This window comes from Candidatus Methanocrinis alkalitolerans, from assembly GCF_029167205.1.
GTDB classification, from domain to species: Archaea; Halobacteriota; Methanosarcinia; order Methanotrichales; family Methanotrichaceae; genus Methanocrinis; species Methanocrinis alkalitolerans.
On record NZ_JARFPL010000010.1, the window covers coordinates 1 to 26,006 of the forward strand.

Here is a 26,006-nt window from a genome sequence, read left to right on the forward strand (position 1 = left end):
GGAGGCTCATTCCTTTCAAGACCAGCTTAAGTGCTAGCAGTATCTTTTCTTCCTCTGTCCTTAGATCGTAGAACGCGGTGTTGGTTCTGCTACAAAAAACTCTGCCACATGTGCGACAGATATACTTTTGCACCCTGCCACTCTTCGTGTTGTATGTGCCGTTACCTAATACATTTCCTTTGCCTGCAATTCCGTACAAGTCACAATCCTCGTTAGAACATGCAACATCATTGAATCCAGGTTTTGGACCTCTTCGACCCATCTTGCTACACCCACAATGAGATAGAACGTAATAGTATAAATAACATCAACTCACTGCTGGTTCACTACCATCGCCTGCGGTGCCGTCAATTCGCCTTCGCCCTCCAATGGAGAGGTTTCGAGGAATGAATGATAAACGTGTCGGCGATCCTTCGATGGCCCTCGGCCCATCCTTTAGAAGGGCGCAAGATCCGGCGGCAAATCCGGGCGAGAAAGGCGTATGCGGGAGGACCTCATTCGACGGACGTCTCCGCCGCCCTCCTGCGGGGCAGGGGTTTCTCAGATTCGCAGACGTGCTCTCCGGTCCTGCAGAAGGCGTCGAAGTGGTCCAACCAGACGGGGCGGTCCGGCCCCTCCTCGACGAACTTGACGAGATTTTTGATCTGCTCTACCGTCTTGGGGTCGAGCTTATGCTCCATGACGCAGGCGTCCTTGTCGGCGACCGGCCCGGGAACGCCGATGAGGACGAGGAACGCCTTTATCGTCTCGTGCCGGTCCTTTATCACCCTGCCCACCTCCTCCCCCATGGGAGTGAGATAGACCCCCTCCTGCTTCTTGTGGACGACATAACCCATCCCGTCGAGCTTCTTGACCATCTCGACGACGCTGGGGGGGCGGATCGATAGCTCGCTGGATATGTCCCTGATCCTGGCGTATCCCTTCTCCTGGGATATGCCGTAGATCGCCTCGAGGTAGTCCTCCGCCTTCCTGGATAGTCTGTTCGTCATGATATCCCGCCGCCCTTCGGCCCCGTCCTCAGGTTGGGGTTTGGATCAGGCTATCCGAAGGGCTGAGGTATCGGTGCACCTAACGTATTTAGGCTTGATGGTCATAACCTAACGGATGCACCCCCACAACACCACACCCCTTCCTCCCCTCACCATGGATCACCAGGCCATCCCCGCCAACAGCCGCCTCACCCTCCGGGCCAGGGGCAGGGAGAGGAGGAAGATCCAGAACTCGGGGCGCAGGTCAAAGATCCCGGGGAAGGCCTCCGCCTCTCCCAGGAGGTACATGAGAGCCTCCGCCCCGGCCGTCAAAAGATACAGGACCCCGAAGACGGCGGTGAGAAATAGCCCCCCCACGATGAAAGAGAGCCCCTCGTACCTCCCAGAAACCGCGCCCTTCACCCCCAGGAGATAGGCTGCCGCCGTCACCATCAGGACGAGGCCACCGAACTGATCTTCAGGGATCGCACCTCCCCATCCGCCAAAGATCTCCAGGAGGCCTACGGCGAGGGCCGCCGCCCCCAGAATCGAGGCGCCTATACCGAGGATCCTGCCGGTCTCTTTGCTATAATCCGCATCCATCACCATACCACCTCACGAAAACCCAAGGAGCCCGCCAACCCCTACTATCAGGCCGGAGACGATGAAGGCCAGGGCGAAAAGATATGCAGCGGCGAAGGCGGCCCACCGGTATGAATTCATCTCCCTGGCGATGGTGACCACGGCGGCGAAACAGGGGGCGTATATCAGTACGAAGGCCATGAAGGCGAAGCCGGAAAGGGGGGTGAAGAGCCCCAGGGTGACCAGGGACATTCCGAGGGCCCCCTCTTCTGACCCGAGGAGGATCCCGTAGGTCCCCACCACCACCTCCTTGGCGAGGAGGCCGAAGAGGAGGGCTACAGCCGCCATCCAGTCCCATCCGAAGGGGCTGACGAGCGGCTCCAACCGGTGGCCCAGGGCTGCGATGTAGGAGTTCTCGATCAATACGCCGCCGGCCGTCGCCTCCCAGGGGTGGGCGGCGAGGAACCAGACGACGAGGACGGTCCCAAATATGACCGTCCCCGCCCTTACGAGAAACCACTTCCCCCGCGCCCACATGTGGAGGATCGCCGTCTTAGCCCCCGGGACTGCGTAAGGGGGAAGCTCCAGGAGGAAGGGGGACGGCTCTCCTCGAAATAGCGTCCTTCGGAAGACGAGGGCCATGATTATCGCAAGGGCGATCCCCAGGAGGTATATGGAGAAGATCGCCGTCCCCGCAAAGCCCGTCCCGAATACGGCTCCGGCGATGAGGACGTAGACGGGCAGCCTCGCCCCGCAGCTGATGAGGGGGGATATGAGGATTGTGATCATCCTCTCCTTCTCGCCGTCGATGGACCGGGCGGCCATGATCGCCGGGATGTTGCAGCCAAAGCCCATCATCATCGGTATGAAGGAGCGGCCGTGAAGGCCCAGGCTCTGCATCACCCTGTCCATCAGGAAGGCGGCCCTTGCCATGTAGCCGCTGTCCTCCAAGATGGCGAGGGCGAAGAAGAGCATGAATATCGGAGGGACGAAGACCAGGACCGAGCCGAGGCCGCCGAATATCCCGGCAGCGACGAAGGAGGCGATGCGGGAATTTTCTACACCTGCCGCCGCGAGATCCCCCATCCATCCGAAGAGGAGCTCCGTGCCCACCATGAAGGGCTCGGAGAGGGTGAAGGTGAAGGTGAAGACCGCCCAGAGGAGGGCCAGGAAGATGGGAAGCCCCAGGGCCCGGGATAGGAAGACGTGGTCGAAGATCTCGGTCCGGGTCCACCTCCCTTCGCCCCTGGAGACGGACGCCTCCATGATCTTGGATATCGCCTGGTACCTCCTCTCGGCGAGGACCTCGGCCATATCATTTCCCGACGGCTCAGCCATCACCTTCTCACCCTGACCATGATCTCGTCCCGATCTCGGCTCGCCTCCAGCAGCCCCATCACCTCGCCATCGCCTTCCAGAGCCTTTATGGCCAGCCATCGGGTCGGGTACCCGGAGAGGAGGGGATCTCCCCGGATCGCCTCTTCGACCTCGTTTATGGCCTCCTCCACATCATCGCCGTATCCTATCGCCGGATCCCTCTTTCTGCCCTTCCCCTTTGAGGCGGCGAGGATCGCCTCCTTCAGCAGATCGAGCCCCTCCCCTGTGGTGGCGACGATGGGGACGACGGGCGACTCCAGGATCGCCGAGAGCTTCTCGACGTCTATGGAGATCCGCCTCTCCCTGGCCATATCCCACCGGTTGAGGGCGACCACCAGGTTCGCCTCCAGCTCCAGGAGGAGGAGGGTGAGGTAGAGGTTCCTCTCAAGGTTCGTCGCATCGACTATGTCCACCACCACCTCCGGCCTCTCCTCGACGATGAAGTTCCTGCTGATCAGCTCGTCCTTGGCCCTGGAGGTGAGGCTGTAGGTCCCGGGCAGGTCGACGACCTGGAACTCGACGCCACCGAAGAGAAATCGACCCGTCTTCTTCTCCACCGTCACTCCCGGCCAGTTGCCGACGTGCTGCTTCATCCCGGTGAGCTCGTTGAAGAGGACGGTCTTTCCGACGTTGGGGTTTCCGATGATCGCCACCGTCTTCATCGACGGTCAGCTCCCATGGCCGCGTACGAATGAATATTCGTGTAGATCCCCCCGGAGGCGGCGGCTGCAAAGCGGCTCAGGCTAGGACACCTCCAGCAAGACCCTGGCCGCCTCCCCCCTCCTCAGGGTGAGCCTGTACCCCCTTAGGAGAAACTCCAGGGGGTCGCCGAGGGGGGCGCGCCTCACCATCTCGACCTCTGATCCTCTCACCATCCCCATGTCCATCAACCTCTGGCGGAGGGAGCCGCCTGGAGATATCTCTATAACCATACCCCTCTCGCCCCTCTCCATCTCGTGTAGCCGCTTCTTTGCCATTCTTTCTCCCCTTAGGCCCATCGGACCGTTCCGAAGGCTATATTCTATCCGGGTGAGAGCTGACTTATGCCGTTAGGTGGAGAAATTGGTATCCCGAAATATGTTAGATTCCAGAGGATAATCCGAACGAGGCGGAGAAAATTATAAGTTCCGGCTAAAAAAGGTTCGGCGGCCCCGGAGGCGTCCGCCGTTTGCCCGCAAGATCCGGGCCGCGGTCCCGGGTCCCATATCAGATAGTCCTCCCATCACATCCGGCAGCATCCGTAAGCCCAGCTGCACCATCGAGCGCAGCCGCAGCTGCAGCAGATCGAGGCGCTGGAGAAGGCAAGACCGCAGTTGGTGGCGACGCAGCCGATGTAGCCGACGATGGAGGTGGCCGGGCTGCATCTGTCGATCGAATCTCCGCACTCCTCGCCGACGGCGGGCAGCTGCCCCAGAATGCAGGTCCACCAGCTATTCGCCTCTCCGATCTCGAGCTTCCCCGGAGACCCCCCGACGTAATACTCCCGGATCGAGGAGACGTCGGCCTTCGGAGCCTCCAGGATGAAGGTGTAGGTGCTGGCGTAGGTCCCCGCCGAGTCCCTCAGGACGATCCTGCCGACGGCGGCGGTCATCTCCGAGGCGGGGTTGGAGTACTCCTGGAGGTAGAGCTCGTAGCTCTGCTCGGCATCTGCCCCCTCCGGCTGCCCGGAGTAGGCGTGCTTAATCCCGAAGAAGTTATCCGCCGTATCCTCCGTCGCCGGCGTGAAGCCCATGCTTGCAAGATACTGGTCCGCCTTCTGGACCCGATCGTCCCGGGCCCGCAGGTCGTCCATCGCCAGGCTGACGCTGGATCCGGCCAGGATCTCAGACTCGCCCGTGGCGGCGATCCCGCCCTCTTCATCCGCTCCGCAGATCATTGGAGAGGCCGCTAAAATCAGGCAGATCATCGTGGCAATACAAACTTGCGCGCTAATTCTCATATTTACCCCCCTCAAATCAAGGGATGGCCGATCTCCTTCGATTCGGTCATCACCACATTTTTAGAGGCGTTTTGGATATTTGACCTTTGCGCCAGCCCGAGATCATCGGGCCGTGCCGGCCGATCGCTGCAAATTGTCAGCAATTTTCAGGCGGCCAACCCACCCCCAACCCTCTTGCACCACTTCATCGAAAAAGTTTTTAATCGGTCAGGACTACACCTATCCGGAGATGAACTATGACCGAAATTGAAGCTCTCTTGAAGGCCACCATCGGAGAGATGGAGAGGCTCCTCGCCAGCAAGACCGTCATCGGCGAGCCGATCACCGCGGGAGGAAAGACGGTGATACCCCTTTTGAGCGTCGGCGCCGGCTTCGGTGTCGGTGCGGGCTCGGGCAAGGGGGACGAGGGGATGGGAGGCGGCGCTGGGGGAGGCTTCGGGATGAAGCCCATCGCCGTCATCGTCATCGAGGAGGACGCCGTCCGGGTGGAGCCGGTCCGGAAGGGGGGCGGCTCCATCATCGAACAGCTGGCAGATAAGGTCCCCCAGCTGATCAAAAAGGAGATAGAGGAATGGGAAGAGGGGAGGGAGGAGAAGAAGGAGAAAGAGGCTGAAGAGAAGGAGGGAGAGGGGAAGGGCAGAGGAAAGGAGAAGGGAAAGGAGAAGGGAAAGGAGATCAAGGTGGATTGAGCAGGGTGAAGCCTCGCCATGATCCATCTTTCGATCCCGGATCCGGGGCTTGCAGCCCTCATCCTCCTTCTCATATCGCTCTGCCTCCTCCTCGTCCCCATCGATCTGGAGGGGAGGGTCTCGGTAGGCGGGGATCGCCCCGAGACGAGGATTAAGATAGGCTGGCTCTTCGGCCGCCTTCATAGAGTCGTCTTCACCTCCTCCGGGGAGGAGGGCTCAGAAGAAGGCGACGGCGAGGAGGAAATGGTGGGCAGAGGGGTAGATGAGGAGGGATTTGAAGAAGAAGGAGAAGGAGGCGAAGAAGAAGGGGAAGAAGAAGGGGAAGAAGGAGAGGGGCAGAGCCCTTCGAGGATCGGCCTCCAGCTCCTGAGGACCGAGGGCTTTCTCGGAAACCTGGCCCGCCTCTTGAGGGGGCTCTTGGGGACCCTTCAGGTCCGGACCCTCTCCATCGATATGATGATCGGCCTCTCCGACCCGGCGGAGACGGGGGAGGCAGTCGGCCTCCTGACGGCCGCCCTCGCTCCCCTGGAGGCGCTGGCACCGGTGAGGGCGAGGATAGTTCCCAACTTCGCCGAGGAAGTGGTGGCGGGGTCTGCAGAGGGAATGATCCGGATCGTCCCCATAAGGATCGTCCCGCCCTTCGCCCGGTTCCTCATCTCGCCCCCCACCTGGCGGGCGGGGTGGAGGGCGGCCTCAGCCTGGCGGGAGAAGAGGTGAAGTAGATGGAGCTTGAAGGGGCCCTCGGAGAGAGAAGGATGAGGGCTCTAATCTACGGGGGCGGCGCCGTAGGCCTGGGGATCGCCAGCTGTCTGATCTCCTCTGGCGAAGAGGTCGATATAATCGCTCGGGAGGGGACGGTCTCGGCCCTGAGGAGGGAGGGCCTTGTAAGGACCGGTATCTTCGGCTCCTTCGAGTTCGGTCCCGAAGAGTTTGGGGCTTATGCCTCTTTAGACGAACTCCTCGGGGAAGAGAGGCTACTGCGCCAAAACGGAAGCTTCGATCTCGATCGCCGCTACAACTACGACTACGTCCTCGTGGCCACCAAGTCCCACGGCTCCGAGGGAGCCGCCGCAGACCTCTCCCGCCGCCCCGAGATCCTCGCCCCGGCGGGGAAGGTCGTCCTCTTCCAGAACGGCTGGGGGAACGCCGAGATCTTCAATGAACATTTTCAAAGAGATCAGATCTACAGCGCCCGGGTGATCACAGGGTTTCAGAGGAAGAAGGAGAACGTCGTCGACGTCACCGTCCACGCCGACCCGATCCACCTGGGAAGCCTCTTCGATGCGGACCTCGCGCCGATGGTCCCCCTCGCCGAGGCGATATCCAGGGGCGGCATCCCCACGGAGGTCGTGGAGGTGGTGGGAAAGGACCTCTGGGCGAAGATGCTATACAACTGCGCATTGAACCCGCTGGGCGCCATCTTCGGCGTCCCCTATGGCGACCTCGCAGAGGTGGGGGCCTCAAGGGAGCTGATGGAGGCGGTGATAAGAGAGATCTTCTCGGTGATGGAGGCAGCGGGATACGAGACCCACTGGTCGACCCCCGAAGAGTACATCGTCTTCTTCCACGAGAGGCTGCTGCCTCCGACGGCGAGCCACGAGTCTTCGACCCTCCAGGACATCCGGGCAGGAAAGCCCACAGAGATCGATGCCCTCAGCGGCGCCGTCGTCCGCCTCGGGGAGGAGGCAGGGTTCCCGACGCCCGTCAACTGGACGCTATACAAGATGGTGAAGTTCATGGAGGCGAAGAGCCCCTCGAAGGCTAGGGATGGGGGGTAAGCCCCCGACCCCTCGTCATCCCATCCGAAGGAGCGCTGGCCCCATCAGGTTGGAGTCCTCCCCTCCTTTTCAACCTCGGAGGCGGTCTCCTCCGGGGACTCTTCTCCTACTGGGGGCACCTCTTCGAGGGGCTCCTCCTCGACAGACCCATCTTTGACCGCCGGCGGGTCCGCCTCCGCCACCTTATGCGCCCTGCCCAGGAGCTTATCGATGGATACGAGGAACGCTATCCCCTTTCCGGGCTCCTGGAGCTTTCCGGCCTCGACGACCGATTCTAGGACCCGATCGGCCTCGCAGTTGGATACGACGGTCAGGACCACCTCCTTCTCCGGCTCGATCATGATGTTGAAGAGCTTCTTATGCTCGCGGATACCGACTCCCCTTCCAAAGAGGATCGTCCCGCCTTCTGCGCCCGCATCCATGGAGGCGCAGAGGATCTCATCACCCCAACCCTTCTTCACTATGGTGATGATGAGGGAGAGATCTGTCTCGCACTTCATCAGTCATCACCCTTTCTCAACCTGATTAAAACGCCCAAAGACAATACGAAGATTATAGGAGCGAGGGCGATGAGGGCGATGAGGCCGAAGCCGTCGACCAGAGGATCGCTCCGCTCCATCATCGACGCCGCCCCGATGGCCACGGCCATGAGGAACGTCACCGCCATGGGGCCCGTAGCCACGCCCCCCGCATCGAAGGAGATACCTATGAAGTCCCTGTCGCTGACGAAGAGGAGGAGGATGGCAAGAAGGTATCCTGGTATTATTATATAAGATAGCGGGATCCCATAAATGATCCTTGCCATGCCGATGCCCACCAGAACCGCCACCCCCAGGGATAGGGTATAGAGCATGAGGCTGTACTTGATGTACCCGGTGGAGGCCTTCTCCACCTGATAGCAGAGGACCCTCACCGCAGGCTCTGCGAAGGTGGCGAGAAAGCCTAGAAGGACGCCGACGGATATTAATACCCACTTCTCTTCGTAGCTCCCAAAGAACCGGCCCATATCCTGTCCTGTGGGGAGGAAGCCCAGGAAGACCCCCGATAAGAAGAGGATCATCCCTACGGCGGTGAATGCCATACCCAAAAGGAGCTTCATTACCTGACGCCTGGGATAACGGAGGTGGAAGACCTGGAATACCAGGAAGAATAGGACCAGGGGGATTATCGCCTGGAGGACGTCGATGAAGGCGTGTCTCAGGACGTCCAGCATCGCGCCGATCAACTCAAAAACACCCCCAGGAGCATAACGCCCAGGATGGGGCCGATGGAGGCGAACCCGATGAGCCCAAAGCCGTCAGATAAGGCGGACCTTCCGGCCATCACCGAAGCCACCCCCGTCCCGAGGGCGAGGATCAGGGGGACGGTCATGGGGCCGGTGGTCACCCCCCCCGAATCGAAGGATATGGCGAGATAGTCGGGAGGGGTGAAGAAGGATAGGACGATGACCAGAAGGTAGCTGGCGGCGTAGAGGTACTGGATGGGGACGTTGTAGACGATCCTGAGCATCGATAAGACGACGAAGATCCCCACGCCTAAGGCTATGGAGATTATGAGGGCGGACCTGGAGATGAGATCTCCGGATACTGCGGTTATGGTGCTGGTGAGGACCCTGACGTCCGGCTCTGCCACCGTCGCGAGGAAGGTTATCATGAACGTCACCACGACGAGAAAGATGATCGATCCCCGCTGTGCGAGCTCCCCGCCTATCGCCTCCCCCATAGGAAGCATCCCGATCTTCACCCCCATCAGGAAGAAGGAGAAGCCGAGGGCCACCATGACGACGCTCAAAAGGAATGTGGCGATCTTATCAGCCGGAGACCCGATGAGGAAGAGCTGGATCAGGAGGACGACGAGGCTTATGGGGACTATCGACTGGACCACCTCCTTCAACGCGTCCTTAAAAATCTCCCTCATGGCGAAACTCCTCCGGCTCGACTGCTCTCATCCAGCGTCGACCTCGATGATATATCAACATATCCGCATCTGATCCCGCCTCGTTTGGCCCATCTATCACCACCTAGACTGTCAATCGAATATCAGCCTCCTCGCCCGCATGGTGGACAGGTCGATGTAGGGTACGATGGCGGGGGTCGGCTGGATGTTCATCTTCTTCTGGAAGTCCGTCTGCCCCTGCCAGGTGCCGCTGTTTATCGCCGTCACCCCCTTGTAGCGGGTCATCCCGACGGTATGGACGTGGCCGCAGTGGAGGATCGTCGGCTGCCTCTGGATGACCAGGTGGTCTTCCACCTCCGGGGCTATCGAGACCCGGTTGCCGTATATGGGGGACAGGTGCCTCCTCTTCAGCATCTCCACCATGGCCTTCTGCGGCTCGGCGTAGGATAGACCCGGGATCTTGGGGACCAGGTCGTCTATCGATCTGCCGTGATAGACGAGCCATTCGACTCCCCCAAGCCTGAAGGCCGCCGGGTTTCCGACGAAGGTTACGTTCTTTTTGAAGAGATCCCGAAGGGAATCGGGTAGGGCGGGCTGCGGCTCCGCCTGCCTCACCATGTCGTGGTTTCCGGGGGATAAGATGATCTTTATCCTCTCAGGGATCTCGCTCAACAGCTCCGCCGCCCGGCCATACTGCTCCACGACATCCTTTATCGCCAGGTCCCCCTCCTGTCCTGGATATATGCCGATGCCGTCGACGAGGTCTCCAGCGATGACGGCGTACCTCACGTTGGAGGCGATCCCCAGGGGGTCATCCGCCTCCCCCCGGATCCAGCCGATGAACCTCTCCCAGGCCTCCTCCATGAAGTAGGTGGACCCGACGTGAACATCCGATAGGAGGAGGGCGCCTCCCTCTCCGGTGGCGATGGAAGACCGGGCCTGGAGGTCGGGCTGGACCAGGGTCTTGGCGAAGAACCTCCCCTTCCCATCCGTCGTCCCGGTCACGCCGATCACCTCGTCGGGGACGATCGTCCCCACCTCCTCCGACCCCGGGGCGCCCTTCGAGAAGATCACCGTCACCGTCCCGGTGGGGTCCTCCAGCTCCACCACCCGGTTCCCCTTGGCGCTCGTCCTGACGTCCATCACCATCCCGATGATGGAGATCTCCCTCCCGGCGACGCCCCGTCTCAGGCTTTCGATGGGCCTGGCGTTCATCCTTCCCGAGAGGATCTCCCTGATCTTCGAGTATCGGTCCCTAAAGTACCGGACGAAGTCCCGATACTCACCGACGCAGGTGGACCTGCCGGTGATGTCGTAGAGCCCCTCGAGGGATGAAGAGACGGGAGCTTTTGGGAGGGCTCCATCCCATCGGAGGGGAGAGACGGCTTCAGAACGAGCGGCGACGGCAGAATGAGGAACCTCGAGGTCGCCTCGGGGCTCGAAGGTCACGGACGCTCCCGTTCGGGGCGGTGGGATGGCACAGGAGGGTGGTGTCGGCGGACCTGCCGGAGACGGAGGACGGCGTGGGATCGATTGCTCAGAGGGAGGGCGCCGAACGGAATCATGCCTCTTCAGATCCGAAGGCATCCTGTGAGGGGAGCCGCCGTCGCCCCCCGCCACCACCGTCCAGCGGGGGCAGCACCGGACCTCCGGCGCCCCCACCACCAGCGTAGATCTATCGAGCCCCGCGATCACCCCCTCCACCAGCTCTTCGCAGGGGCCGGGATAGGAAGCGATCAGCTCCAGGGCCTCGGGATCTATCATGTACCCCTCCTCGGCGAACCTCTGGACGATCTCCTGCATCGATACCCCATTATGGCCAGAGCCTTTAGATAAAGGGTGCTACTTGGACCATCGGAGGGGTGGGGACAGAAAACGGTTATATCGGTAGGGTGCGGATAGAGGGCCACGATGAAACTCGTAGAGTGGCTCAGAGGAGAAGGGAAGATCCAGGGCTTTCTCCGGGACCTTTTATTCGTCGCCGCGGTGGTGGCCGCCATCTCCATATTCTCTCAGGCGACCCTGGGGGTCTGGACGCCGATGGTGGCGGTGGAGTCGGGGAGCATGCACCCCAACATGAAGGTGGGGGATATCATCGTCATCCAGGGCGCCTCCAGAACGGAGGTCGTCACCTGGGAGGAGGGTGAGGCAGAAGGCTACACCACCTTCAACAACCCGGGAAACGTCATCCTTTACAGGCCCTACGGGAAGGAGAAGCTGACCCTCACCGACCAGGTGGCCCATATATTCCTCCGCAGGCCCTATCCCCCGGATAAGGCCACCCCCGTCATCCACAGGGCTATGGCTTGGGTCGACGCGGGAGAGCCGATGTGGGAGGGGGGACCCGAGGCGCCCTTCGCAGGATACATCACCAAGGGGGACAACAACTCAGAGATAGATCAGAACGCTGGCCAGCTTTTGGGCGTCGTCAGGGAGAGCTACTTCAATGAGCAGATGGCCAAGGGAATGATCGAAGAGGTGGGGGCGGGGACCTACCTCGACCACGAGTTCGGGTACACCTTCATAAGGCGGGGGGACGAGACCTACGTCATCTTCGGCATAAATTATCTGATGCCCGTTCACGAGGACTGGGTTATAGGCGTCGCCCGCTTCAGGGTGCCCGTCGTCGGATACGTGAGGCTCCTTCCGAACATCATAGGAAACGAGATAAGAGAGCTATTGAGCTAGAATCCGAACCGCCATCGCCGGACGGGCCCACCGCAGGACCTAGGCCCGCCTCCTCGCCACCACAGCCCAGTGGTCCTGGTGGTAGGGTCGAAGGTCGGTGGTGGAGATAACCTCGACCCCCGCAATCCGCCCGACCTCCTCCCTCGCCACCTCTTTTGGGTCCCTCGTCACGTCGATGGACCTCGCCTTGATCATCAGGACGAGGGCTCCTCCGGGCTTAAGATAACGGGCGACATTCCGATTTGCGATCTCCGCCTGGTTCCTCTGGGCCACGTCCTGATAGACGAGGTCCGCGGGCTCCAGAAATGGCCCGTACCTCTCGGGGGAGGAGGCGTCTTCGAGGAGGGGTACTATGTTGTCGCGGGCCGCGCAGAGGACCAGAAGGTCGCGCATCGACCTCGGCGAGAACTCCACAGCGTAGACGAGGCCGGTGGGGACGAGATCGCTGACGTGGCTTGCCGTCGTCCCGGTGGCGGCGCCGAGGTAGAGGACCTTCGAGTCGGGGGATAGGTTTAGATCATCGATGAGCGCCTCAAGGCAGCCGGCGAGACGGCCCTTCAATATGAGAGCTGCGAGCTTGCTCCTGTAAGGGTCCCAGATGCGAAGGCCGTCGACGATCCTCTCGCCGTAAACGGGAACGGGAACTTTGGGGCGGGTCGCCACCCTCGTCTCGCCAAAATGGTCCAAGAAGTAAATTCCGATGGAAGGCTCCGAGACCTGCAAACTCAAAGCCGCCCCTTTTTCGGTCCAGCTCACCTGCGACCTCCCACCATCAGCCTTTTGATCTTCTGCTCCTCGTTCAGAGCTCGTGGCCCAGGGAGGTGGTCGTCAGCTTGACGTGCTTGACCCCTTTGAGGGCCATCATCTTCTCCGCCGCCTTCCTGACCTCCTGCCCCTCGCCCCTGAGGGTGACGATCTCGAGGCAGTTCTCGTGGTCCAGGTGGACGTGGAGGGTAGACTGGATGATATCAGTGAACTCATGCTGGATGTTGGTGAGGGCGTCCACAAGCCCCCTCTGGTGATGAGAGTAGACCATGGTGATCACCCCGACCCGGTCCCCTTTGACGTCGCTCATCCACTCGTAGTGGACGATGTAGTTTCTGATGGCGTCCCTGATCCCCTCAGACCGGGATGAGTAGCCCCTCTGCTCGATTATACCGTCGAACCTGGTCAAGAGCGATTCCGGAAGAGAGACCCCAATCCTCATCAGTTCCTGTTCCATAAATATAACCTCTGACCTAGATTAGAGTCATATATAGTAATAAATCTATTGGCACAGATTCTGAATAAATAGGACGAAGTGGGAGATCAAGGGAAGAGGAGAGATCAGAGGAAAGCCAGAGATCAAAGGTGGGGCGAGGATCAAAGGTGGGGTGAGGATCAAAGGTGAGGTGAGGAGGTCTGCGGCATAAAAGCTTTAGACCAGCTGAGAAGAAGGGCCTTCAGAGATGGCAGATATAGCGATAATCGGCGAGAAGACCTTCCTCTTCGATAAGCTCCTGGCGGAGACGGGAAGGGAGCACCAGTTCGTCAAGCCCGAGATCCTGGGAAGCCCCTTCCTCCCCCGGTTCAGGATGGTGATGATACCGACGGGCTTCGCCAACCCCCAGTACTCCAGGGCCCTCCCCGCCCTCCGGGCCGCCAAGTCCAGGATCGCGGAGTTCCTGGAGAGAGGGGGGGTCGTCACCGTCTTCGGCCCCCTGGTCCCCGAGCATGACTACGAATGGCTCCCCCTCCCCCTCAAATACGTCGGCGATTACCGGAGCGCCGATCTCGTCCCGGCATCTGACCACCCCTGCACCGCCCTCGTCGACGCGAAGGCCGCGGAATGCGACGGCTACCTCGTCCCAGGAGAGGGGTTCTCGACCGCCCTCACCGACGAGCGGGGAAGGGCCGTCCTCGTCGTCGGGAAGTTCGGCCAGGGCAAGATCGTCGCCACCACCATCCACGAGTTCCCCTCGACGGAGTTCCTCTGCTGGGCCGCCGACGAGGGAGAGCCGGCTAAGATCTGAAGAGATGATAGATCTGAAGATGAGAGAGGGACGATGATATGGAGCTGGAAGAGGAAGGCAGAGGAGAGCGAAGGGATGAGCTGGCCGGAGAGGAGCCGGCAGGAGATGAGGCCGCCGAAGAAGATCTCTACGAGGTCGACGAGGACGAGATCTCCCGGGAGATGGAGGCCCTGGGGGCGCGAAAGAGGAGCCATCGGCGCCAGGAGATCGAGGCCGCCCTGAAGGCCGCCCGAGAGAGGGGCGACGCAGGAGAGGGCGCCCTCATCCTCCTCAATCTCGACGGCGGCGAGTGCCTATCATTCGACGGCTACCCCGAGGCCCTCGAATACATGGGACGGCATAAGGGGAGGTGGTATCTGGCGCCGAGGGGGATCGACCGGAGGATCACCGGCAGCCACCGGGACGCCCCCGAGGGGTGAGCTGGCGTCAGCCCAAAGCACAACAATTTTCTTTCATGGAAGAGAAGATAACGCCATGAGATCCTTCGTCCTCTCCCCAGCAGCAGGAAAACGACTTATCGGCAGAGCGATGGCGAGCCACCCCGCCATCGAAGCCGCCCTCGAATCGAGAACCATCGTCATCATCGCCGGGACGACCAACGGATACGTCGCAGAAGAGATCCTCGCGAAGATCGGACAATTCAACGGGTTCTCGCGAGATAGGTTCTTCCGGGGGATAACCCTCCCGCCATGGCTCCCCACCGACGAAGACGGGATGCTCCACGACATGTCCGGCTTTCCCGGAGACGTGGTCATCGTCAGCGGCCGCTGGCAGAAAGGGAAGACGATCCTCAACGTGGTGAACAAGCTCAAGGAAGGGGACGTCATAGTCAAGGGCGCCAACTCCCTGGACCTCTGGGCGAAGCGGGCCGCCGTCCTCATCGGCCATCCGAGAGGAGGGACCATCGGCCTCGCCCTCCAGGCGGTGGTGGGCCGCCGGGTCAGGCTGATCCTCCCCGTGGGGCTCGAGAAGCGGGTCTATTGCGACCTCGACGACCTGGCGGCGAGGCTGAACGCCCCCGGAGCCCAGGGGCCGCGGCTCCTTCCGGTATCCGGCGAGGTCTTCTCTGAGATCGAGGCGATCGAGCTCCTCACAGGGGCGAAGGCGGAGCTCGTGGCCGCCGGCGGCGTCTCCGGCGCTGAAGGGGCCGTCTGGCTCGCCGTCGATGGAGGCGTCGAGGAGATGGCGGCAGCTGAGGAGCTCCTGGCGGCCGTCGCGGCGGAGCCGGGGTTTGAGCTCTGAGCTTTCGAATTTTGACCCCCCAGGTGAATAGATGATCATCATCCGAGAAGAGCACCCCGAGGACGTCGAGGCGATCCGGCGGGTCAACGACGCCGCCTTCCGCCAGCCGGCCGAGGCCGAGGTCGTCGACCGGCTCCGAGAGAACTGCCCAGACCTCCTATCCCTGGTGGCGGTGCACAGGGACGAAGTGTTGGGCCACATCCTCTTCAGCCCCGCCTCCATCGGAGGAGAGGGGGCGACCCCCGCGGTCATGGGGATGGGGCTTGCGCCGATGGCCGTCCTCCCGGGATGGCAGGGGCAGGGGATCGGCTCCCTCCTCATCCACAACGGGATAAAGATGCTGAGGGAGAGGGGATGCCCCTTCATCATCGTCCTCGGCTACCCGGAGTACTACCCCCGGTTCGGCTTCGAGAGGGCCTCCCGCTACGACATCCACAGCCAGTGGCCGGAGGTCCCCGACGAGGCCTTCATGATCCTCATCCTGAACAAGACGGCGATGGTGGGGGCATCAGGGATCGCAAGCTATCGAAAGGAGTTCGACGAGGCCGTGTAAAAGTATGAAGAGGCGCTGAACCGGATGGGCTGTTGCCCTCAGATCAGCGCCGAATTTGGGTAGAGGTTGATAAGGATCGAGCGGATAATACAACTGCAATTTCATCCCATGTTCTTCTTCCTGAGATACAACGCACCCCATATCAGGCCTATGACGACAGTAGCTGTGAACGCCAAAGCACTTAATAATATATGATCTTGAATATATAAAATATAACTGATTATTAAGCCAGCTATGCCAAATAGAATCATATTTTCATCGCGATTCATCTTTATCCGACCTCAAAAGTCTCGAGAACTCTTTACCGTGCGGGGATATACTCCCCAAATTACCGCTTCTGGACATCCTCTCTGGTCCTGCGCCGTGACTTCAGAGAGAGATCACGTCCCGACGCCATTGAGAGCCTCCTCCACTCGACAATGTGATGGACCCGTTCTATAATCCCATCAAGATGCTCTGCTTCAATCTCGGGGGAGAGATCGCCGGAATCGAGCTCTTTCAGGAACTCGGCGAGCTTCATTCTGATGAGATGCGCCTCGGCATCGTCCCTGTATCTCGAAGAGATCTCGTCCAGCTTTTTCATGGAGCTGTTCAGAGACTCTCGATAACGGTCATACGCCCCCGGATCCGGCCTCTCGATCTCGGCCTCCGTGATCGCTTCTTTTGCCACCGTTAAAAGCGCCTCAACATCCTGGAATATGTATCCACTCGCCTCGACCATCGTATCTCCCTCGCCGACGCCTAAATCAATCCGATGTAGCGGATCGCAAGATAGACCATGTAGGCGCCCCCGATGAAGAGCGAGATTGTAGCACAGATGGAGGCGATCCATATGATGAAGTAGATCTTGACCCGAACATCCTTCTTATTCAACATCCGTTCCAGATAATAATCATCATGCACAAACCACCCCTCCTTTTCATGACGTGGAAATGAGGAACGCGTACTGGCTGGCCGATGGGAGCTCTCTTCTCAGCCTCCTTATGTCGGGCCTAAATATCACCATCTCATCAGTGGTCTTCCGCTCCTCGCCGAGGATCGCCTGCACGACGTCGCAGTATACCCGCCCCCTTATCCTGGCGGCAGAACGGCCGTAATCAGGAGCCATTTCGATCAGGATGGGAAGCTTCAGCCTTTCGGCCTCCTTTCCCCACTTCGACCCCACGATCCCATTGATCGCCTCGATCTCCTCCCTCCTGATCCTATGGGCGGATCCATCCCGACAGACTACTCGGGGTTTCTCCTCCCTCAATAGCTCTCCGAGGGTCTTTCGCTCCGCCGGAAGATGATCGTTCAGCGATCTAACCAGCTTAGCTAAGACCCTCGATTCCGGGTCCATTTCACCTCCTTATTTGCGGGATTATGGGGATGAGCATCATGACGCCTATGAGCTCCTCTCTTTTTACCGATCCGTCCACCCCTGCCACAAATAGCGCGTGATCCGCCGAACGATCCAATTCGACCGGCATCGCTATCACCTCGCCGATGCTTATCACCTGACCGATCCCGTGCCGACCGTAAGGGCTTATAAGCAGGATGGTGTTTCGAGGGATCACCACTTTCTTTATCTTCACCGGCTTTGCGTCCCCTGAACTGAAGTCTTTATCCTCCTCAGCGATCAGATAATCGATATGGCAAATCCCTTTGAGAGCGAAGTCAAAAGGCTCCCTCGCCTTTTCGTCGATCTCTTCTATTATTTTCTTTACCCTGTGAGTTATGACAGGCATATTCTCACCTCAGGCTGCCTCGGCTCCCTCCTCCCCAGCCTCGATCGCGGCTTTTATCTTCTTGAGACGGGTGAAGTTCTCCCTCTCCATCTCGGCAAGCCGCATTCTAATGTGAATCGCCGTAGCTTTGAGGCGGGGTATAACGATGTACTCCAGAGCGTTCACCCTCCGTTTCGTCTTGATCACCTCACCTGCCAGGCTCTCCACGCTCTTCTGCACCTCGGCCAGCTTTATCACTTCACCGATGGCCTCCTCGAAGCTTCTGGCTGCGTCGTCCAACTTTGAGGAGGTATCTGCAAAGCCGTACCCCCTATCGATCATGTCTCTTTTATAATCCTCGATGACGATCATCGGAACTTTTACACCCATGATGTTCATCGTGTCCACGTCAATTTCGATCTCTTGACCTGTGACCTGAGAGATTTGCCATACAGCATCTGAGCCCATCACCGCCTGGGCCATTAACAGATCCTTGAAACCCTCCTCAAGCTTCTTATTTGTTCTGTCACGCGACTCTTGTACCCTTTGAACTACATCCAAAAACTCGGAGACCAGAGCATCGCGTTTCTCTTTCAAGAGTTTATGCCCCTTCTCGGCGAGCTTTATTCTTCGCCCCAGCTTCAAGAGTTCCATTCTGGTAGGGCTTATCCCCTCGATGATATCTGCCATCTAATTGAACCCCCTTTCAGAAAGCTAGGCGGTTTTGTACTTTGGGTGATACGTCTTGATGTACTTCTCGTCGATCCTCTTGAGCTCACCCTCGGGCAGATCTGTCAACAGCTCCCACCCAAGATCGAGGGTCTGCTCGATGGTCCTGTCCTCGTCCCTTCCCTGGGTCACATACTCTTTCTCGAAGCGATCTGCGAACTTGAGATAAAGCCGGTCTCTCGTTGAGAGAGCCTCCTCCCCAACCACCGCCACAAGATCTCTCATATCACGCCCCTCGGCATACCCGGCATAAAGCTGGTTCGATACGCCGGAGTGGTCCTCCCGTGTTCTCTTCGGACCGATCCCCTCGTTCATCAACCTTGAGAGGCTCGGCAGAATGTCCACAGGAGGATAGATCCCCCTTCGGTGCATCTCTCGACTCAGCACGAACTGGCCTTCTGTGATATAGCCGGTCAGATCGGGTATCGGATGGGTGATGTCGTCGTCAGGCATGCTTAGTATCGGAACCTGAGTTATCGAACCTTTGGCACCTCTGACTCTACCAGCGCGCTCGTAAAGGGTCGCGAGGTCGGTGTACATGTAACCAGGATATCCCCTCCTCCCGGGAACCTCTTCTCTTGCGGCGGATATCTCTCGGAGAGCCTCACAGTAGTTCGTCATATCCGTCAGCACCACCAGGATATGCATATCGCAGGTATAGGCGAGGTACTCGGCTGCGGTGAGAGCCATCCTTGGGGTTATGATCCTCTCTATGGCAGGGTCATCTGCGAGGTTGATGAAGGCGACTATTCTCTCGAGAGCACCGGTTCTCTCGAAATCCCTCATGAAGAAGCTCGCCTCTTCGTGGGTGATACCCATGGCTGCAAAGACCACCGAGAAAGGCTCCTCAGTGCCGCGAACCTTGGCCTGTCGCGCTATCTGTGCCGCCAGATCATTGTGCGGCAATCCTGCGCCAGACATGATGGGAAGCTTCTGGCCGCGTACAAGCGTATTATTCCCATCGATCGTCGAGATCCCCGTCTGGATGAACTCGTTTGGAAAGGCTCTGGCTGTGGGATTTATGGAAGCGCCCGCTGTGTCTAGGTACTCCTCGGCGATGATATCGGGACCCCCATCTATGGGCCTGCCGAGGCCGTCGAAGATTCTGCCCATCATGTCCAGCGACACCGGCATCCTCATAATGTCCCCGGTGAACCTCACCTTTGTCGAGAGCGTATCGATACCGCTGGTCCCCTCGAAGACCTGAACCACAGCGACGCCCTTTCGAGATTCCAGCACCTGACCCCGCTTTGTGCTGCCATCGGGTAAGACCACATCTACTATCTCACCATACGCTACGCCCTCAACGCCTTCTACCACCATGAGGGGACCTGCCACCTCTCTTACGGTTGTATATTCACGAGTTGTGGTTTTTGTCATCTGATCTACCCCTCCAGTGCAGAGAACTGGCTCTCGATCGCCTTGAGCATCGATTCGTACCGCTCTGGAAATTCCGTATTGTGCACATACTTCATCCTAGCTATCTCATCTTTCACCTGGACGGTCTCAATCTTCGCGATAGATGCCCCAGCATCCATCGCCTTCAATGCCCTGTCATAGAAGGCCAGGATCGTCCTTGCCATCATCAACTGCTTCTCCTTGGAGCAGTATGAGTCTATTTCGTGGTACGCGTTCTGCTGGAGATAATCCTCCCTCACCATCCTGGAGACTTCCAGCACCAGCCGTTCCCTCTCCGGCAAGGCATCCGCGCCTACGAGCTGCACGATCTCCTGGAGTTCCGCCTCTTTTTGAAGAAGAACCATCATATTAGTCCGAATCTCGTGGAAGTCCTCTGAAACGTTCTTCTTGTACCAATCGGCAAGCACGTCTAGGTAAAGAGAGTAGCTTCGAAGCCAGTTGATGGCTGGGAAGTGTCGCCTGTCTGCCAGCGTCGAGTCGAGAGCCCAGAAGACGCTGACGACGCGGAGCGTGTTCTGTGATACTGGCTCTGAAAGATCACCGCCCGGTGGAGAGACTGCACCCACCAGGGAGACGGAACCCAACCTTTCCTCTCCAGATCCAAGAGTAATCACACGTCCGCTCCTCTCGTAGTAATCAGCCACTCTTGACGCAAGATATGCTGGGTACCCCTCTTCGCCGGGCATCTCTTCGAGCCTACCCGAAACCTCTCTCATAGCCTCTGCCCAGCGCGACGTCGAGTCCGCCATCACCGCCACGTCGTAGCCCATGTCACGATAGAACTCGGCTAGGGTAACCCCCGTATAGACCGACGCCTCTCTGGCGGCGACCGGCATGTTAGAGGTGTTGGCTATAAGCGTCGACCGCTCCATTAACTTCTCGCCGGTGGTGGGATCGTCCAGAAGCGGGAAAGTATCCAGAACCTCAGTCATCTCGTTTCCGCGTTCACCGCATCCTACATAAACGACCACCTGAGAATCGGCCCATTTGGCAAGCTGATGCTGAGATACCGTCTTGCCCGTGCCAAACCCGCCCGGAATGGCCGCAGAACCTCCCTTCGCCAGAGGGAAGAAGGTGTCATAAATCCGCTGACCGGTAAGCAGGGGCACGAAGGGATCCAGCTTCTTTTTATAGGGTCTCGCCACCCTTACGGGCCACCGGTGCGACATGGTGAGATCGACCTCTTTCCCGTCCTCTTTGGTGAGGGTTGCTACGACGTCGGTTACATGGAGTTTTCCCTCACGCACCTTTGTCAGCTTTCCGCTGATCCCAGGGGGGACGAGAACTCTGTGCGTAATGACCTTAGTCTCGGGCACTGTACCGAGAACGTCTCCCACCTCAACAGAAGAGCCTTCCGAAGCGACGGCTTTATAATCCCAAACCGTGTTGGGATCTAGAGGGGGCACGGTCAGCCCACGGGTGATGTAATCTCCAGCCGCTTCTCTCAATCCCTCAAGAGGTCTCTGGATCCCATCGTAGAAGTTTTTCAGGATCCCAGGGCCAAGGTCCGCCGTCAGCGGCGACCCCGTCGTCTCCACCGGTTCGCCTGGTTTTAAACCCTCGGTGGCCTCATAGACCTGGATATAGGCGCGATCGCCATCAAGCCGAATGGTCTCTCCCATCAGGCCGATGGCTCCAATCTTGACCAATTCGTACATGACGCAACCTTTTACGTCTTCGGCGACAACGAGAGGTCCTGAAATTTTATAAATGCGTCCTGTAATGCTCAAACGATATACCTCCTTAAATCTCAACTCCGATGGCGCTCTTGATAAGAGCCTTCAGTGGATCTACCTCACGCACGATCGGCCCGTTTTTATCCGAAATCTCCACCAGAATTGGAGTGACACGCTTCTTGCCTTTGTTAGCCTCATCTATGACCGAACGGTTTGCTTCTGCCAACCGCTCGGTTATCGCTATCACACCAACCATTTCATCGGCTATCAGCTCCGCGAGAATGGCATCGATCGGCTCCTCAACTTTGACCACGTAAGATCTAGTCACTCCCCCCAGCCTGAAACCGCTCACAGTATCCGAGTCGCCGACAATGGCTATCTTCAACGCGCTCAAGACCCCACCTTCATGATAAGATTGCGTATTTCGTCAGCAGAGAGGCCCGCCTCTATGCCCCTGGCAAGAGTTCTGACGTTCCGGATCTCCATCTCCTTCATGGAGAGATAACCGATCGCAGGACCAATTCCGAAAGGCTGTGTGATTGAGATGTTCTTGCCGACCAGGACCAGGAAACCGTCCAGGGCGAGCTCTATCGGGAGGACCGATCCCGTAGATTCGTACTCTGGAACTGCTCCCAGAACAGGCTGGTAATACTTCGTCCCCTCAAGAGCTGCCACGACGTTATCGACTGTATCTACTTCGAGGATGCTCTTGAACAAGCTCTCCGGGAGACCGCCCCCCTGCACCAGATAGCCCTCTATGCTTCCAGATGTCAATCCATCCTTCTTCGCCCTGAACAAGAACTTCAGGTTCACAACGTCTATGTTGGTGGCCAGGTAATTCTTCAGAGCGAGAAGGTTCTCGTCGATAGGTTTACTCGTCACATCCTTCCAAGCATCTTCATAAAGGATGTTATCGAGTCTCGCTTCGAGAACTGTGAGGTTTCTGGTCTGATCAAAGAGTTGGAGAGATTCGGCCAAGCGAGTATAAGGGGTTCCATCGAGGTTGGAAACCAACTCTTCCAAGCTTCTGGCCTCTGCCAGCTCGCTTATCTTTGATGGTGCCAACTCGCCCACAGGCACCAGATCAGCCCGAATCTCGTCAGGAGATCTTTCAGCGTAGACCCCTCGAAAGATCAGCTTGATATTGTAGACGTCCCACTTCCTTAGGAGGACGGACAATATCGGTTTCAAGTTCATCGGCACCATTGTGGCCACCTCTCTGTACGAATCGGCGGTATGTCTATTAAGCGCCCTCTCGATAGCCTCTGATCGCTCCTCCATCATATCATGCAGATATGGAGAGTAATCCGTCGGCTCCAAGGCCGCCACTACCTCTGCCAGAGAGGACGCCTCGATCATCTCCCTGAGCTTCTCCTCCGGGATGATCCTGCTTGACATCACTTGGATCCGAGAATTCGAGTAGGCGTAGTTTGCTATCTCGATCACCCGGAGGAGGATCGGCACAAGGATGATGAGACCGACAACCAGAGCCAAGGCCAGCGCTATAGCGAATAGGAGCACGAATGAAGGGAGGCCCAGGCTGGCGGCCAACTCTTCTAGTGTCACGATGCTCCCCCGAATAGTATTTCAGCTACCTTGAACCGTAACTCACTCCCGATTCTGCTGATCCTGGACTCTATGGTGTTATCTGCCTCAATCTTGCCACCTTTGCTGCGAACGACGGCTCCACCGATGGTGGTTATGACCTCCTCCGATAGTTCAAGGGTGGTATCCTTACCGGTCGCCTTTGAGATCTCCTCGCCGAGATCTGCCAGAGCCTTCTCAGAGAGGAGGGCCCGATCCTTTTCTCTCACTAGCACTTCGAGAGGGCCGCCTCCCACCACAACTCCAGACTCCACGATCAGTCTTCTCAGAACGTCGTCGTAGTCTGAAGTATCTGCCAATCTCTTAAGCCGTACCTCCGCATCCCCAAAGGCCTTCTTTATGAGATCCTCCTTCACATCGAATATCTCTCGCTTGACATGCATCTTCGCGTCTGCCAGGATCCTTTGACGTTCCCTCTCAGCCTGCTGCTGCCCCTTTGCCAGTATTGCCGATTTCTTCGCATGTGCCTTCTTCTCGGACTCTCCTCGGATCTCATCGGCATCTTTCCGGGCTTCCTGAAGGATCAACCCAACCTGGTCATCTGTGATCCTGACAATCTCATGAACGATCTTATCGGCCCCTTCAGAACCCATGATACATCACCCGAGAGTTATGCACCAAGGAGATTCAGACCAACCAGGATCAAGATCATTATCAGCAGCCCGAAGACCGCAAATGTCTCGGACATGACGGTAAGGACCATACACTTACCAAAGGCTCCGGGTTCCTTTGAGACAGCCCCTATGCTACCAGCTGCAGTGATCCCCTGACCGATAGCCGAAAGCCCTGCAAGCCCAACGGATAAGCCACCACCGACGGCGGCAAGACCCATGATTAGCGCTGCATTCTCCGGGGTGGTATCCATTATTCCAGCCAACGCCGTGGCCGCCGACTCAAACGCCGCAAAACCGCCAAGGATGCCCGTACCGATCATTATCAGCACCGCTCCAAGAAAACCGTAGATACCTTGAGTCTGGGGGAGTGCCTGAAAAACGAGGGCCGTTCCAAACTTGCCCGGATCCTCTGCTATCGCACCAGCACCAGCGGCACCGGCGATACCAACACCTATACCGGAACCAATGGCGGCCGCGCCCATTGATATGCCAGCCCCCACTGCGGCAAGAGCCACACCTGTACTTATATCCATGCTTTTATCCTCCCTAATAACCAACGTTTCTGTCGCACCAATCGTCACAATATATTTCAACCATAATTCAAACAACTACTCTTTGGTCAGCTCCCGTCTCATCCTATAAGGCCTGTACTCAGATCCACCGCCCTCGTAGAACTTATTAAAGAACTCTACATAGTGCAATCTTATCCCGTGTACAAAGCCGCCTAGACCATTCATCCCCCAATTGAAGATGTGCCCGATGACAAAGACGATAGCCGCAAGCACGATTCCTATGATAGGAACTCCCTCCACCATGGTTGATAGGATGTTTACGGTCATCGCTATCCCGGTGGTGGCCAAACCTAAAGCCAGAAGCCTCGCGTATGATAGCACATCTCCCAGATATCCTGTGATGTCGAAGAAGAAGAGCGGCCCGTGGACTATGGCGACCAGTACGACGCCGATCAAGATCAAACCCACGCCTATTGACTTCATATCTATCATGAGAAGCGCAAGACCGATCTGCAATAAGAAGAGCCAGAACTGATCTCCAAAGGCATCTTTGTACTGCTTCTGCCGGACGTTCTCCTTAAACCCGATGATGAGTCCGAGGTTCAGATGGATCAGCCCGATCACCAGAACAAGAATCAAGAAGAGCTGCACGTCAACCATCGGATCGAAGATTATAGGTCTAAGCGCTGATATTCCAAGATACTTCAACGCAAAGTCGCCTAGATACCCCCCCGTCAGGATGCCGAATCCTATCGTCGCTAACCCGATCGCTGCAAAGATGACGCCGAAATCCTTGACCGATGAGCTGTACTTACCACCGCCTCGAAGTATCAGCAATCCCAGTAGCGCCATCATCACGCCATATACGGCATCTGTTAGCATGATCCCAAAGAAGAGCATGAAGACCGGCGCTAGCAGGATAGTCGGATCGATCTCGTTGTACTTGGGACGCCCGTACAGCTCCGTAAGCACCTGGAAGTGTCTGATGAACGGCGGATTCTGAAGGTATACTGGAATATCACCCTCAGAAGGATCCGGGTTGGTCTCCTTGACCACAGAGAATCCCTTGGTGACCTTCAATACCTCTTCTTTTACGGAATTGATGGATTTTGCAGGTATCCACCCCTCTAAGATGAAGGTCTCATCGGTCCTCATGAAGTTGGTTTGAACGTCGAGCCTATCACGCTCAATCTGAAGAAGCTCCCGATGTACCAGCAGCTTTTCCCTCCAACGTTCAGCCAGTTTTGTGATCTCAGACCTCAGAGATTCCTCTTCATAACCGAGAGATGCTCTTCGTTCACCAAGCTTCGAGAGCGCTTCCGCAGGAGTTCCTGAGAGCCCGCTCACATCCATCTTCTCGAAACCAAGCCTTCTCAGAGAATCTGAGACTTCCTTCGAGGCCTCTGAGAGAGCCACCACCAATACGACGTATTCGATCTGTGAGATATCTTGAGATCCGATGTAGCAGACCCCATTGGTTACCTCTTTGAGCTTGCTCGATATCTCACTGGCTTGCTCCTTAGGCGCGATGCCGATCTGAACGGTGAGATGATCCGTTTTAACGACATCCGCCAGATCAACCCTGAAATCTCGTATCTTCTCAAGAGATTCCACCTTGGTGGAGATTTCATTGAGCTCCGAAGTTACCCTGTTCAGGCGCTCTTCCGGCTCCCTTATAGCCGCATTAACCTCTTCTAGAAGTCTCTCTGCTCCCTCCAGCAGTTTCGTTCCATAGACATTTTCAGCTGCCATCTTCTTGGGTGGTGATGGGCTGAAGAGCATCTTGAAGAAGTTGTCCTCGGGAAGCGGTGAAATTGATTCGAAAAAGTCGAGGATTTTGTTAAAAGACATGACCTGGGCGGTTATCTGCCGTATAGTCGGATCTGATGGGTGATTTTCTAGAATCTGCTCCCATTCGGGTGATTCCATCGTCCTGCCTACGTCGGTCATCTGAACGACGCCGAGCTCATGGAGCCGTTTGATAAGGGGGTACTTGTACTTGCTCAATGCCACGATATGTA

At 57.9% G+C, this 26,006-nt stretch carries 32 protein-coding genes and 1 pseudogene; 8 read left to right on the top strand and 25 right to left on the bottom strand.

Going from position 1 to position 26,006, the window contains the following annotated elements; all coding sequences use genetic code 11:
* The 7 genes and pseudogenes from P0O24_RS04280 to P0O24_RS04310 form a co-directional block, all read right to left on the bottom strand.
* Positions 1-199, bottom strand: a pseudogene (locus tag P0O24_RS04280) (IS1 family transposase); the annotation flags it as partial.
* A 295-nt stretch (positions 200-494) separates the two neighbouring features.
* The gene (locus tag P0O24_RS04285) at positions 495-989 is read right to left on the bottom strand and encodes a metal-dependent transcriptional regulator (RefSeq protein WP_316968501.1); all 495 of its coding nucleotides are present in this window, start codon (positions 987-989) and stop codon (positions 495-497) included.
* A 159-nt stretch (positions 990-1,148) separates the two neighbouring features.
* Entirely contained in the window at positions 1,149-1,571 is a 423-nt protein-coding gene (locus P0O24_RS04290; protein ID WP_316968502.1) for a hypothetical protein, read from the bottom strand.
* A 12-nt stretch (positions 1,572-1,583) separates the two neighbouring features.
* Positions 1,584-2,888 carry a ferrous iron transport protein B gene (gene feoB / locus P0O24_RS04295; RefSeq protein WP_316968503.1) on the bottom strand — a complete coding sequence of 435 codons (1,305 nt, stop codon included), beginning with the start codon at positions 2,886-2,888 and terminating at the stop codon, positions 1,584-1,586.
* Complete coding sequence (locus P0O24_RS04300) at positions 2,888-3,589, bottom strand: FeoB small GTPase domain-containing protein (protein WP_316968504.1); 702 nt, start codon at positions 3,587-3,589, stop codon at positions 2,888-2,890. The genes feoB and P0O24_RS04300 overlap by 1 nt, the downstream gene beginning before the upstream one ends.
* A gap of 81 nt (positions 3,590-3,670) precedes the next feature.
* Positions 3,671-3,904, bottom strand: coding sequence for a FeoA family protein (locus P0O24_RS04305; protein WP_316968505.1), 234 nt, complete (start codon positions 3,902-3,904; stop codon positions 3,671-3,673).
* Positions 3,905-4,149: 245 nt separating this feature from the next.
* Positions 4,150-4,803 (bottom strand): hypothetical protein, encoded by a 654-nt coding sequence (locus P0O24_RS04310; protein ID WP_316968506.1) that lies wholly within the window; start codon positions 4,801-4,803, stop codon positions 4,150-4,152.
* Positions 4,804-5,102: 299 nt separating this feature from the next.
* Between P0O24_RS04310 and P0O24_RS04315 the strand changes: the two genes are divergently transcribed.
* From P0O24_RS04315 to P0O24_RS04325, 3 genes are read left to right on the top strand one after another with little or no spacing between them, the layout of a single operon-like run.
* Complete coding sequence (locus tag P0O24_RS04315) at positions 5,103-5,555, top strand: GerW family sporulation protein (protein WP_316968507.1); 453 nt, start codon at positions 5,103-5,105, stop codon at positions 5,553-5,555.
* An 18-nt stretch (positions 5,556-5,573) separates the two neighbouring features.
* A complete protein-coding gene (locus P0O24_RS04320) occupies positions 5,574-6,272 on the top strand; it encodes a DUF2953 domain-containing protein (protein ID WP_316968508.1) in 699 nt (232 codons plus the stop codon).
* Positions 6,273-6,277: 5 nt separating this feature from the next.
* Positions 6,278-7,333 (top strand): ketopantoate reductase family protein, encoded by a 1,056-nt coding sequence (locus P0O24_RS04325; RefSeq protein WP_316968509.1) that lies wholly within the window; start codon positions 6,278-6,280, stop codon positions 7,331-7,333.
* Between the two features lie 44 nt (positions 7,334-7,377).
* Here the strand turns inward: P0O24_RS04325 and P0O24_RS04330 are convergent, their stop codons facing one another.
* The 4 genes from P0O24_RS04330 to P0O24_RS04345 form a co-directional block, all read right to left on the bottom strand.
* Positions 7,378-7,833, bottom strand: a complete 456-nt coding sequence (locus tag P0O24_RS04330) for a P-II family nitrogen regulator (RefSeq protein WP_316968510.1) — start codon at positions 7,831-7,833, stop codon at positions 7,378-7,380.
* Positions 7,833-8,546, bottom strand: a complete 714-nt coding sequence (locus P0O24_RS04335) for a DUF1538 domain-containing protein (RefSeq protein ID WP_394356692.1) — start codon at positions 8,544-8,546, stop codon at positions 7,833-7,835. The genes P0O24_RS04330 and P0O24_RS04335 overlap by 1 nt, the downstream gene beginning before the upstream one ends.
* 8 nt (positions 8,547-8,554) lie before the next feature.
* Positions 8,555-9,250: a DUF1538 domain-containing protein gene (locus P0O24_RS04340; protein WP_316968512.1), complete on the bottom strand. Its 696-nt coding sequence runs from the start codon at positions 9,248-9,250 to the stop codon at positions 8,555-8,557.
* Positions 9,251-9,361: 111 nt separating this feature from the next.
* Positions 9,362-11,032, bottom strand: a complete 1,671-nt coding sequence (locus P0O24_RS04345) for a DNA-directed DNA polymerase II small subunit (RefSeq protein ID WP_316968513.1) — start codon at positions 11,030-11,032, stop codon at positions 9,362-9,364.
* Between the two features lie 108 nt (positions 11,033-11,140).
* Here P0O24_RS04345 and P0O24_RS04350 point away from each other — a divergent pair, with 108 nt between their 5' ends.
* A complete protein-coding gene (locus P0O24_RS04350; RefSeq protein WP_316968514.1) occupies positions 11,141-11,917 on the top strand; it encodes a S24/S26 family peptidase in 777 nt (258 codons plus the stop codon).
* A gap of 39 nt (positions 11,918-11,956) precedes the next feature.
* Here the strand turns inward: P0O24_RS04350 and P0O24_RS04355 are convergent, their stop codons facing one another.
* Positions 11,957-12,673: a fibrillarin-like rRNA/tRNA 2'-O-methyltransferase gene (locus tag P0O24_RS04355; RefSeq protein ID WP_316968515.1), complete on the bottom strand. Its 717-nt coding sequence runs from the start codon at positions 12,671-12,673 to the stop codon at positions 11,957-11,959.
* 43 nt (positions 12,674-12,716) lie between these two features.
* Positions 12,717-13,139: a nickel-responsive transcriptional regulator NikR gene (nikR, locus tag P0O24_RS04360; protein WP_316968516.1), complete on the bottom strand. Its 423-nt coding sequence runs from the start codon at positions 13,137-13,139 to the stop codon at positions 12,717-12,719.
* 226 nt (positions 13,140-13,365) lie between these two features.
* Between nikR and P0O24_RS04365 the strand changes: the two genes are divergently transcribed.
* From P0O24_RS04365 to P0O24_RS04380, 4 genes are read left to right on the top strand one after another with little or no spacing between them, the layout of a single operon-like run.
* Positions 13,366-13,929, top strand: a complete 564-nt coding sequence (locus tag P0O24_RS04365; RefSeq protein WP_316968517.1) for a hypothetical protein — start codon at positions 13,366-13,368, stop codon at positions 13,927-13,929.
* Positions 13,930-13,967: 38 nt separating this feature from the next.
* A complete protein-coding gene (locus tag P0O24_RS04370) occupies positions 13,968-14,348 on the top strand; it encodes a hypothetical protein (protein ID WP_316968518.1) in 381 nt (126 codons plus the stop codon).
* A 55-nt stretch (positions 14,349-14,403) separates the two neighbouring features.
* Positions 14,404-15,171 (top strand): hypothetical protein, encoded by a 768-nt coding sequence (locus P0O24_RS04375; protein WP_316968519.1) that lies wholly within the window; start codon positions 14,404-14,406, stop codon positions 15,169-15,171.
* Positions 15,172-15,202: 31 nt separating this feature from the next.
* Positions 15,203-15,724 (top strand): GNAT family N-acetyltransferase, encoded by a 522-nt coding sequence (locus P0O24_RS04380; RefSeq protein WP_316968520.1) that lies wholly within the window; start codon positions 15,203-15,205, stop codon positions 15,722-15,724.
* A gap of 328 nt (positions 15,725-16,052) precedes the next feature.
* On the opposite strand, the gene P0O24_RS04385 is transcribed toward P0O24_RS04380, so the two are convergent.
* From P0O24_RS04385 to P0O24_RS04440, 12 genes are all read right to left on the bottom strand, one after another.
* The gene (locus P0O24_RS04385) at positions 16,053-16,445 is read right to left on the bottom strand and encodes a hypothetical protein (protein WP_316968521.1); all 393 of its coding nucleotides are present in this window, start codon (positions 16,443-16,445) and stop codon (positions 16,053-16,055) included.
* Between the two features lie 20 nt (positions 16,446-16,465).
* The gene (locus P0O24_RS04390; protein ID WP_316968522.1) at positions 16,466-16,627 is read right to left on the bottom strand and encodes a hypothetical protein; all 162 of its coding nucleotides are present in this window, start codon (positions 16,625-16,627) and stop codon (positions 16,466-16,468) included.
* Between the two features lie 16 nt (positions 16,628-16,643).
* Positions 16,644-17,063, bottom strand: a complete 420-nt coding sequence (locus tag P0O24_RS04395; protein ID WP_316968523.1) for a DUF61 family protein — start codon at positions 17,061-17,063, stop codon at positions 16,644-16,646.
* A 1-nt stretch (position 17,064) separates the two neighbouring features.
* Positions 17,065-17,451 (bottom strand): DUF22 domain-containing protein, encoded by a 387-nt coding sequence (locus P0O24_RS04400; RefSeq protein ID WP_316968524.1) that lies wholly within the window; start codon positions 17,449-17,451, stop codon positions 17,065-17,067.
* A 9-nt stretch (positions 17,452-17,460) separates the two neighbouring features.
* The gene (locus P0O24_RS04405; RefSeq protein WP_316968525.1) at positions 17,461-18,120 is read right to left on the bottom strand and encodes a V-type ATP synthase subunit D; all 660 of its coding nucleotides are present in this window, start codon (positions 18,118-18,120) and stop codon (positions 17,461-17,463) included.
* Positions 18,121-18,144: 24 nt separating this feature from the next.
* Positions 18,145-19,539, bottom strand: a complete 1,395-nt coding sequence (locus tag P0O24_RS04410; protein ID WP_316968526.1) for a V-type ATP synthase subunit B — start codon at positions 19,537-19,539, stop codon at positions 18,145-18,147.
* A gap of 5 nt (positions 19,540-19,544) precedes the next feature.
* Positions 19,545-21,308, bottom strand: coding sequence for a V-type ATP synthase subunit A (locus tag P0O24_RS04415; RefSeq protein ID WP_394356689.1), 1,764 nt, complete (start codon positions 21,306-21,308; stop codon positions 19,545-19,547).
* 13 nt (positions 21,309-21,321) lie between these two features.
* Positions 21,322-21,648 carry a V-type ATP synthase subunit F gene (locus P0O24_RS04420; RefSeq protein ID WP_316968528.1) on the bottom strand — a complete coding sequence of 109 codons (327 nt, stop codon included), beginning with the start codon at positions 21,646-21,648 and terminating at the stop codon, positions 21,322-21,324.
* A complete protein-coding gene (ahaC, locus tag P0O24_RS04425) occupies positions 21,645-22,820 on the bottom strand; it encodes an ATP synthase A1 subunit C (protein ID WP_316968529.1) in 1,176 nt (391 codons plus the stop codon). The genes P0O24_RS04420 and ahaC overlap by 4 nt, the downstream gene beginning before the upstream one ends.
* Positions 22,817-23,452: a V-type ATP synthase subunit E gene (locus P0O24_RS04430; protein ID WP_316968530.1), complete on the bottom strand. Its 636-nt coding sequence runs from the start codon at positions 23,450-23,452 to the stop codon at positions 22,817-22,819. Before P0O24_RS04430 ends, ahaC begins: the two co-directional genes overlap by 4 nt.
* A 17-nt stretch (positions 23,453-23,469) precedes the next feature.
* On the bottom strand, positions 23,470-24,006 hold the full coding sequence (locus tag P0O24_RS04435; RefSeq protein WP_394356693.1) for a V-type ATP synthase subunit K: 537 nt from the start codon (positions 24,004-24,006) through the stop codon (positions 23,470-23,472).
* 75 nt (positions 24,007-24,081) lie between these two features.
* Entirely contained in the window at positions 24,082-25,998 is a 1,917-nt protein-coding gene (locus P0O24_RS04440; protein ID WP_316968532.1) for a V-type ATP synthase subunit I, read from the bottom strand.
* Positions 25,999-26,006: the final 8 nt, after the last annotated feature.

What these genes read in the sequence shown, in the direction of transcription:
- P0O24_RS04285 (WP_316968501.1), bottom strand. Translation starts at nt 989, where the DNA reads ATGACGAACAGACTATCCAGGAAGGCGGAGGACTACCTCGAGGCGATC.
- P0O24_RS04290 (WP_316968502.1), bottom strand. Translation starts at nt 1,571, where the DNA reads ATGGATGCGGATTATAGCAAAGAGACCGGCAGGATCCTCGGTATAGGC.
- feoB (WP_316968503.1), bottom strand. Translation starts at nt 2,888, where the DNA reads ATGGCTGAGCCGTCGGGAAATGATATGGCCGAGGTCCTCGCCGAGAGG.
- P0O24_RS04300 (WP_316968504.1), bottom strand. Translation starts at nt 3,589, where the DNA reads ATGAAGACGGTGGCGATCATCGGAAACCCCAACGTCGGAAAGACCGTC.
- P0O24_RS04305 (WP_316968505.1), bottom strand. Translation starts at nt 3,904, where the DNA reads ATGGCAAAGAAGCGGCTACACGAGATGGAGAGGGGCGAGAGGGGTATG.
- P0O24_RS04310 (WP_316968506.1), bottom strand. Translation starts at nt 4,803, where the DNA reads ATGATCTGCGGAGCGGATGAAGAGGGCGGGATCGCCGCCACGGGCGAG.
- P0O24_RS04315 (WP_316968507.1), top strand. Translation starts at nt 5,103, where the DNA reads ATGACCGAAATTGAAGCTCTCTTGAAGGCCACCATCGGAGAGATGGAG.
- P0O24_RS04320 (WP_316968508.1), top strand. Translation starts at nt 5,574, where the DNA reads ATGATCCATCTTTCGATCCCGGATCCGGGGCTTGCAGCCCTCATCCTC.
- P0O24_RS04325 (WP_316968509.1), top strand. Translation starts at nt 6,278, where the DNA reads ATGGAGCTTGAAGGGGCCCTCGGAGAGAGAAGGATGAGGGCTCTAATC.
- P0O24_RS04330 (WP_316968510.1), bottom strand. Translation starts at nt 7,833, where the DNA reads ATGAAGTGCGAGACAGATCTCTCCCTCATCATCACCATAGTGAAGAAG.
- P0O24_RS04335 (WP_394356692.1), bottom strand. Translation starts at nt 8,546, where the DNA reads ATGCTGGACGTCCTGAGACACGCCTTCATCGACGTCCTCCAGGCGATA.
- P0O24_RS04340 (WP_316968512.1), bottom strand. Translation starts at nt 9,250, where the DNA reads ATGAGGGAGATTTTTAAGGACGCGTTGAAGGAGGTGGTCCAGTCGATA.
- P0O24_RS04345 (WP_316968513.1), bottom strand. Translation starts at nt 11,032, where the DNA reads ATGCAGGAGATCGTCCAGAGGTTCGCCGAGGAGGGGTACATGATAGAT.
- P0O24_RS04350 (WP_316968514.1), top strand. Translation starts at nt 11,141, where the DNA reads ATGAAACTCGTAGAGTGGCTCAGAGGAGAAGGGAAGATCCAGGGCTTT.
- nikR (WP_316968516.1), bottom strand. Translation starts at nt 13,139, where the DNA reads ATGGAACAGGAACTGATGAGGATTGGGGTCTCTCTTCCGGAATCGCTC.
- P0O24_RS04365 (WP_316968517.1), top strand. Translation starts at nt 13,366, where the DNA reads ATGGCAGATATAGCGATAATCGGCGAGAAGACCTTCCTCTTCGATAAG.
- P0O24_RS04370 (WP_316968518.1), top strand. Translation starts at nt 13,968, where the DNA reads ATGGAGCTGGAAGAGGAAGGCAGAGGAGAGCGAAGGGATGAGCTGGCC.
- P0O24_RS04375 (WP_316968519.1), top strand. Translation starts at nt 14,404, where the DNA reads ATGAGATCCTTCGTCCTCTCCCCAGCAGCAGGAAAACGACTTATCGGC.
- P0O24_RS04380 (WP_316968520.1), top strand. Translation starts at nt 15,203, where the DNA reads ATGATCATCATCCGAGAAGAGCACCCCGAGGACGTCGAGGCGATCCGG.
- P0O24_RS04385 (WP_316968521.1), bottom strand. Translation starts at nt 16,445, where the DNA reads ATGGTCGAGGCGAGTGGATACATATTCCAGGATGTTGAGGCGCTTTTA.
- P0O24_RS04395 (WP_316968523.1), bottom strand. Translation starts at nt 17,063, where the DNA reads ATGGACCCGGAATCGAGGGTCTTAGCTAAGCTGGTTAGATCGCTGAAC.
- P0O24_RS04400 (WP_316968524.1), bottom strand. Translation starts at nt 17,451, where the DNA reads ATGCCTGTCATAACTCACAGGGTAAAGAAAATAATAGAAGAGATCGAC.
- P0O24_RS04405 (WP_316968525.1), bottom strand. Translation starts at nt 18,120, where the DNA reads ATGGCAGATATCATCGAGGGGATAAGCCCTACCAGAATGGAACTCTTG.
- P0O24_RS04410 (WP_316968526.1), bottom strand. Translation starts at nt 19,539, where the DNA reads ATGACAAAAACCACAACTCGTGAATATACAACCGTAAGAGAGGTGGCA.
- P0O24_RS04430 (WP_316968530.1), bottom strand. Translation starts at nt 23,452, where the DNA reads ATGGGTTCTGAAGGGGCCGATAAGATCGTTCATGAGATTGTCAGGATC.
- P0O24_RS04435 (WP_394356693.1), bottom strand. Translation starts at nt 24,006, where the DNA reads ATGGATATAAGTACAGGTGTGGCTCTTGCCGCAGTGGGGGCTGGCATA.